Source organism: Cellulosimicrobium sp. NPDC057127 (assembly GCF_042670945.1).
GTDB lineage: Bacteria > Actinomycetota > Actinomycetes > Actinomycetales > Cellulomonadaceae > Cellulosimicrobium.
Genome location: NZ_JBHUUP010000015.1, coordinates 102,399 through 109,506 on the forward strand (window position 1 = coordinate 102,399; position 7,108 = coordinate 109,506).

6 protein-coding genes are annotated in these 7,108 nt (G+C 74.8%); 2 read left to right on the forward strand and 4 right to left on the reverse strand.

The annotated features are described in order from the left end of the window. Window positions 1-89 precede the first annotated feature (89 nt). From ACFTZA_RS14565 to ACFTZA_RS14580, 4 genes are read right to left on the reverse strand one after another with little or no spacing between them, the layout of a single operon-like run. Window positions 90-1,169 carry a VWA domain-containing protein gene (locus tag ACFTZA_RS14565; protein WP_378196227.1) on the reverse strand — a complete coding sequence of 360 codons (1,080 nt, stop codon included), beginning with the start codon at window positions 1,167-1,169 and terminating at the stop codon, window positions 90-92. After that, the gene (locus tag ACFTZA_RS14570; protein ID WP_378196230.1) at window positions 1,163-1,666 is read right to left on the reverse strand and encodes a hypothetical protein; all 504 of its coding nucleotides are present in this window, start codon (window positions 1,664-1,666) and stop codon (window positions 1,163-1,165) included. The genes ACFTZA_RS14565 and ACFTZA_RS14570 overlap by 7 nt, the downstream gene beginning before the upstream one ends. Further along, window positions 1,653-2,555, reverse strand: a complete 903-nt coding sequence (locus ACFTZA_RS14575; RefSeq protein ID WP_378196233.1) for a DUF58 domain-containing protein — start codon at window positions 2,553-2,555, stop codon at window positions 1,653-1,655. The genes ACFTZA_RS14570 and ACFTZA_RS14575 overlap by 14 nt, the downstream gene beginning before the upstream one ends. Before the next feature lie 8 nt (window positions 2,556-2,563). Further along, window positions 2,564-3,562 carry an AAA family ATPase gene (locus ACFTZA_RS14580; RefSeq protein ID WP_378196236.1) on the reverse strand — a complete coding sequence of 333 codons (999 nt, stop codon included), beginning with the start codon at window positions 3,560-3,562 and terminating at the stop codon, window positions 2,564-2,566. A 221-nt stretch (window positions 3,563-3,783) separates the two neighbouring features. On the opposite strand from ACFTZA_RS14580, the gene ACFTZA_RS14585 reads away from it, so the two are divergent. Continuing rightward, a complete protein-coding gene (locus ACFTZA_RS14585) occupies window positions 3,784-5,838 on the forward strand; it encodes a cytochrome c oxidase assembly protein (RefSeq protein WP_378196239.1) in 2,055 nt (684 codons plus the stop codon). Between the two features lie 275 nt (window positions 5,839-6,113). Then, window positions 6,114-7,058 carry a hypothetical protein gene (locus ACFTZA_RS14590; RefSeq protein ID WP_378196243.1) on the forward strand — a complete coding sequence of 315 codons (945 nt, stop codon included), beginning with the start codon at window positions 6,114-6,116 and terminating at the stop codon, window positions 7,056-7,058. Window positions 7,059-7,108 lie beyond the last annotated feature (50 nt).

A 7,108-nucleotide genomic window follows, 5' to 3' on the forward strand; every position in this document is an offset into this window, starting at 1 on the left:
CACCCCCGTCCCGGTCGGCACGGCCGATCCCGCGCCCATTGCCGTCCCCGTGCCCGCTGCCGTTCCCCTGCCGGCTGCCGTCTTCGCGCTCACTGCCGCACCCGCCAGGCGACGACGAGCAGCAGGCCGACCCCGGCCACCGCGACGAGGAACCACGTCCCGGGCGTGTCCGTGACCAGCACCTCGGGGGAGGCGTCGAGCTCGACCGCCTGCTGCGCGACGACGTCGTCGACCATCCCCTGCACGGCCGCGGGGTCGTCGGCGAGGAAGTACAGCCCGCCGCCGGACTCGACCACCTGCCGGTACTCCGTCTCCTCCGGCGTGCCCTCGTAGCGCGTCGACCCGCCGAAGATGCCGTGCAGCGTGATGTCGCGCGACGCGACGAGCTCCGCGGCCTGCGGCAGCGTGTAGATCGGCTCGCCGGACACGTAGTTGTCGGTCGCGAGGATGATCGAGCGCGAGCGGTCGGTCTCGGCCTCGTCGAACTGCAGGGCGCACGTCGCGAGCCCGTCGCCGATGAGGCTCGCCCCCGCCAGGTTCGCGGTGGTCCCGGCCGTGAACTGGGCGAACTCGAGGATCGCCGCGTCGTCCGTGCCGCCCGTGTAGTCGAACTCCGCCGGGTCCTCGTCGAGCGCCTCGATGCCGGCCTGCAGCTCCTCCTGCACGAGGGTGTAGTCGTTCGTCAGTGGGAAGACGGTCCGCGAGGACGAGTTGAAGATCGACAGCGCGATGCGCTCGCCCTCGAAGCTGTCGACCAGCTCCTGGAACACCTGGAGCACGGCGCCGTCGTACTCGATCATCGAGCCCGAGACGTCGAGGCACAGCACGATGTCGCGCGTGCCGAGCCGGTCCACGACGACGTCCGTCTCCACCGGGCGCGCCGCCACGGCACCGGCCCCCACGACGGCCGCCAGCAGCGACACCGCGGTGAGACCCTGCAGCGCGCGGTAGCGGCGCACCCACGCGGTGAAGGCGGGCAGGCTCGCGAGATACCGCGTGTTCGCCACCCACACGACGTCGCGGTCCCGCGAGCCGGCCTGGCGACGCCGGGCGAGCCACCACGCGACCGCGGCCATGGCGAGCACCGTCACGACGGCGGCCACCCACACCCACGGCCACAGGATCGAGGCACCCTGCGGGCCCTGCACGACCGCGGCCGCCGTCACCACGTCCTCACCACCGCACGGGCGCGGGCGATCGAGTCCTCGGCGTCCGTCGCGCGGGCCCGCGGGTCGTTGTCGTGGTCCGCGAACGACGGGCGGTAGTAGCGCGCGATGACCGGGGTGAGGTGCGCGGCGTCCGCGAGCTGCTGGATCTCCGACAGCGTCATCGACGACGCGTCCTGGCCCGTGCGGCCGCTAGCGAACCCGCGCACCTCGGCCGACAGCGCGAGGTGCAGCGCGCGCTCGTCGAGCTCGCCCGCGCGGTAGCGCTCCTCGACGAGGTCGAGCCGCCGCCCGTACTCGGCGCGCAGCGGCCCGTACGGGTCGGACGGACCCGCCGCCGGCGGGCGCGCGGCCGGGCCGGCGGCCTTCTCCTGCGCGCTCGCCCGCGTCCACCACAGCACGAGGGCGACGATCGCCGCGGCCGCCAGCAGCACGCCGACACCCACGGCCGTCCACCACCCCGGGTAGCCCACCGGGTCCACAAGCTCATCGACGGGCACGCTTCTGCCTCCCCAGGAGCTCGACGAACCGCGGGACGACGTCGCTCGTGCCCTCGACGAGCACCGACTCCACCTGGATCCCCGCGAGGCGCTGCGCGACCTCCGCGCGACGGTGCGCCACCGCGGCGGCCGCCGCCTCGGCGAGCCCGGCCCGCCCCCGCAGGAACGCGGGGAGCCGCAGCGCCCCGTCGACGTCCTCGACCTCGCGGTCCCCGGCCGCCGCGCCGCCGAGCGCGACGGGGGACAGGTCGGCGACCCGCACCACCATCACCTCGTGACGGAGGCGCAGCGACCGCAGGAGCCGGTCGTGCGCGGCGTCGGGTCGCGCCTCGTCCGTGACGACGACCACGAGGGAACGCCGTCGGAACGCCGTGAGCGCCCGGTCCAGCGGGCGTGCCAGGTCGCTCGGCGGCGCGTCGGCACGCCACATGTCCTCGACCGTGCGCAGCAGCACCTCGAGGTCCTGGGTGCTCGCGCGCGGCGGGAGCTGCACCACGCGCCGTGCGTCGCCCGCCACGAGCGCGACCCGGTCGCCGCGGTCCCGGGCCAGGTAGGCCACGAGCCCGCAGCACAGGCTCGCGACCGCGGCCTTCGACTCGCCGCTCGGCGCCGTCGCACCCATCGGGCGGCCGGTGTCGACGACGAGCACGAGGTTGACGTTCGACTCGCGCACGAACCGCCGGACGATCGGGATCCCGGCGCGCGCCGACGACTTCCAGTCGATGTCCCCGACGTCCTCGCCGGGCGCGTACAGGTGGAGGTCGTCGAAGTCCTGCCCGTGCCCCTTGTAGATCGAGCGGTGGCGTCCCTCGAGCAGGCCCGCGGCCCGGCGCACGACCGGGAGGTCGAGCCGGGCCCGGACCTGGGCGAGGCGGGAGACGTCGGGCACGGGTGCGCTCAGGGCGTGGGGACGGCGTCGAACACCGCGTCGACGAGCTGCTCCGGCGGCACGTTGTCGGCCAGCGCGTCGAACGTGCGCACGAGACGGTGGCGCAGCACCGAGTACCGCACGGCCTTGATGTCGTCCGGGACGACGAACGCGCGGCCCGCGAGGACCGCGAGCGCCTGCCCGACGCGCATGAGCGCGATGCCGCCGCGCGGCGACGCGCCGACGCGCACGTGCCGGTCGAGCCCCGCGACGGGCCGTGGCCCGGACAGGCGCGTGGTGTTGATGAGGTCGACGACGTACCGCTTGATCGAGTCGTCGACGTAGACGTCGTCGACGAGCCCGCGCAGGAACCGCACGTCGTCGAGCGTGACCGGCTGCGCCGTGACCGGGTCGTTCATCTGCCCGCTCGCGACCCGCTGCAGGATCTCGAGCTCCTGGTGCGGCGTCGGGTACGTCAGCACCTCCTTCATGAGGAAGCGGTCCATCTGGGCCTCGGGCAGCACGTACGTGCCCTCCTCCTCGATGGGGTTCTGCGTCGCGAGCACCATGAACGGGTCGGGCAGCCGGTACACCTCGCCGCCGATCGACGTCTGCTTCTCCTGCATCGCCTCGAGCATCGCCGACTGGGTCTTCGCCGACGAACGGTTGATCTCGTCGAGCAGCACGACGTTGGCGTGCACCGGGCCCAGCTGCGTCGTGAACTGGCCCGAGGCGTAGTTGAAGATCTGCGTGCCGACGATGTCGTTCGGCATGAGGTCGGGCGTGCACTGGATGCGGTGGAACGACCCGTCGATCGCCGACGCGAGCGTCTGCGCGGCCGTCGTCTTCGCGAGCCCCGGCACCGACTCGAGGAGGATGTGGCCGCCCGCGAGCAGCGTCGACACGAGGGCCGTGCGCAGCGCCTCCTGCCCGACGACGCGCTGGTCGAACACCTGCCCGACCCGCTTGAGGAGGTGGCTCGCCTGGTCCAGGTCCGCCGTCGAGATGCTGCCGTGCCCTGCGGCCATGGGTCGTCCTCCGGGTGGGGTCTCGGGTGCGCGTGCACCGTGCGGACGGCCGGGTGAGCGCCCGCCGGCGAACCGCGCCCAGTATGCCAGCGGGACCTGGACCGACGGCGGCTCGGTCCACAGGCCCGATGGGGAGGAGTCCCCGTCGCGCACCCGCGTGCCCCGTGCGCGCCGGGGTCCGCGGTTCCCGGTGCGGGACCGCGCGCGCCTACCCTGGTGGGATGACCTCGACCGCCGTGCGTCGTGCGCCGTCGTCCGCCGCCCGGCCCGCCAACCCCTGGTGGCTCGTGCTCGCCGGCCCGACGGCGGTCGTCGTCGCGGTCGCCGCGGTGCTCGCCGCCGGGGCGTTCTCGTCCGCGTTCGCCGCGGTCCCCGGGTTCAGCGACCCGGGCGCCCTCGCCCGGCTCGGCACACCCGTCGTCACCGTGCTCACCGAGCTCGCCGTCGCCCTGACGCTGGGCTCGCTCGTGCTCGCGGCGTGCGTGCTGGCCCCGGGCGAGCCGGTGCGCCGGGCGCTCGGCGTCGCCGGCGTCGCGTCCGGCACGTGGGCGGTGCTCGCCGTCGTGCAGCTCGTGCTGCGGTACGCGGTGATCTCCGGGACGCCGGTCACCGGCCCCACGTTCGGCGACGAGCTCGGCCTGTTCGTCTCGCAGGTGAGCCTCGGGCGCAACTACCTGCTCGTCGTCGTGGTGGCGGCGGCGACCTCCGCCGTCGCGCTCGCGGTGCGCGGCGCGACGGGGGCGATGTGGACCGCGGCCCTCGCGCTCGTCGCCCTCGCGGCGCAGGCCAACACCGGGCACGCCGCCGGGGCCGCGAGCCACGAGCTCGCGGTGTCGTCGATGTTCCTCCACCTCGCGGGGGCGGCGCTGTGGGTCGGCGGCCTCGGCACGCTCGCCGTGGTGCGCGTACGGGGCGGCCTCGGCCGCGCCGACCTGGCCCCGGCGGTCGCCCGGTACTCCGCGATCGCGCTGTGGTGCTACGTCGCCGTCGGGCTCTCCGGCGTCGTCAACGCGAGCATCCGGGTCGAGGACCTCGCCGACCTCACCACCGACTACGGCGTCCTCCTGCTCGTCAAGATCGCGCTCATCGTGGTGCTCGGCGTCGTCGGGTTCGCGCACCGCGAGCTCGTCGTGCGCCGGCTCGCGGGCACGGCCCCGGGTCGCGGCGGGGCGAAGGGCGACGGCGCGGACGCCACCCGGTGGCTGTTCTGGCGCCTCGCCGCGGTCGAGCTCGCCATCATGGGCGCCGTCTCCGGGGTGGCCGTCGCGCTCGGGTCGACGGCCCCGCCCGTGCCGGACGACGAGGTCCTCGACGCCACGCCCGCCGAGATCGTCACCGGCCACCCGCTGCCGCCCGAGCCCACGCTCGCGCGGTGGTTCACCGAGTGGCGCTGGGACCTGCTGCCGGCGTTCGCGTGCGGCGCGGCGCTCGTCGTCTACCTCGTCTGGGTGCGGCGGCTCGCGCGCCGCGGCGACCGCTGGCCCGTCGGGCGCACGGTGTCGTGGTGCGCAGGGATCGTCGTGATGTTCTGGGTGACGTCGGGCGGTCCGGCGACCTACGGGCACGTGCTGTTCAGCGCGCACATGGTGCAGCACATGATCCTGGCGATGCTCGTGCCGGTGTTCCTCGTGCTCGCGGCGCCGGTGACGCTGCTCGTCCGGGCGGTGCCGCCGCGCAAGGACGGGTCGCGGGGCCCGCGCGAGTGGGTGCTCGCGGTCGTGACGTCGCGCGTCGGGCAGTTCTTCGCCAACCCCGTCGTCGCCGCGGTGAACTTCGCCGGCTCGATGATCGTCTTCTACTACACGCCCGCGTTCGAGCTCGCCCTGACGACCTACGTCGGGCACCTCGTGATGATCCTGCACTTCACGCTCGCCGGGTACCTGTTCGCGAACGCGCTCGTCGGCATCGACCCCGGCCCGCACCGGCCCGGCTACCCCCAGCGGCTCCTGCTGCTGTTCGCGACGATGGCGTTCCACGCGTTCTTCGGCGTCGCGCTCACGTCGGGCGAGGTGCTGCTCGTGCCCGAGTGGTTCGGACTCCTCGGCCGCGAGTGGGGCCCGACGGCGATCGAGGACCAGCAGCGCGGCGGCGGCGTCGCGTGGGGCATCGGCGAGCTGCCGACCCTGAGCCTGGCGATCATCGTCGCGGTCATGTGGACGCGGTCCGACGAGCGCGAGGCCAAGCGCCGCGACCGCCAGGCCGACCGCGACGGCGACGCAGAGCTCACGGAGTACAACGCGATGCTCGCCAAGATGGCGGAGCGCGACCGCCAGTAGCCCTCCCGACCCTCGCGCCGCCGGCCCCTCACTCCGCCCGCCCCTCACTCCGCCCGCCGAGCACGACCCACCCACCCGGTCGCCGAACACGGGATCAGCCACCGGAATCCGCCGGATCCGGTGGCCGATCCCGTGCTCGGCGGTGCGTGATCCCGTGCTCGGCGGTGCGCCTCGCCGGTCGACAGGTCGTCCACAGGCCCGCGGGTCGGGGCGCTCGTCCACAGCAGCCTCGGTTCCCGTCGGCCCACGGGCGCGGCGGACGCTTCGCTGCCGGCATGTCGATCCCATCCGCCCTCCTCCGGACGGCCGAGACGCAGGGCGGGCTCCTCGCCGCCGACCAGCTCGCCGCAGCCGGGGTCACCTCACGCGTCGCGTGCCGCCGCGCGGACACCGGTGCGTGGAGACGCGTCACCCGCGGCGTGTACGACGTCTCGCCCAGCGCGCGGGTCGACGATCCGTGGGAGGCCGGACGGCGGCGAGCGGCGTGGCTCGGCCTGCTCGCCTACGGGCGTGACGCCGTCGCCGTCGGGACGTCCGCGCTCACGTTGCACGGCGTGCAGGGCCTGCCTGCGCAGGTGCAGCCGGAGGCCGCGCTGCCCCGTGCGAGCGATCGGGTGTCGCGTGACGGCGTCCGCCTGCGCCAGTTCGACGCGGGCATGACCACCGTCGTGATCGACGGCCGCCGTGTCGCGTCCCTGGTGTGGGCACTCGCGCAGGCGGTGCCCGAGCTCCCGCGGCACAACGCCCTCGCGGTCCTCGACTCGGCGCTGCACCGCGGTCTTCTCGAGGCGCGCGACGTCGAGCGGGCGCACGACCTGGCTCGTGGACGCCGCGGGGTGGCGGCGACGCACGCGCTGTGGGGCCTCGCCGACGGTCGTGCCGAGTCGCCGCTCGAGTCCTTCGGGCGGCTGGACTGCGTCGATGCCGCAGTACCGCCCGACACGGTGCAGCTCCCCGTCCTCGGCCCGGACGGGAGGGTCGTGGCCCGCGCCGACATGGGGTGGCGCCTGGGCGAGGGGCGCTGGCTCGTGGCGGAGATGGACGGGCGGGACGTGCACGCGGCGCCCGACGCGGTGTACGCCGACCGGACGCGGCAGAACCGTCTCGTGGCGTCCGGCTCGATCGAGGTCCTGCGTTTCACCGGCCGTGACGTCCCCGGTGGCGTGGGGACCGCCGTCGCGTCGTTCCTGGCGCGGCGGGGGCGTCGACCACGGGGATAGCGCCACCCGAACACGGGGTCGTCCACCGGATCGCGGCGAATCCGGTGGAC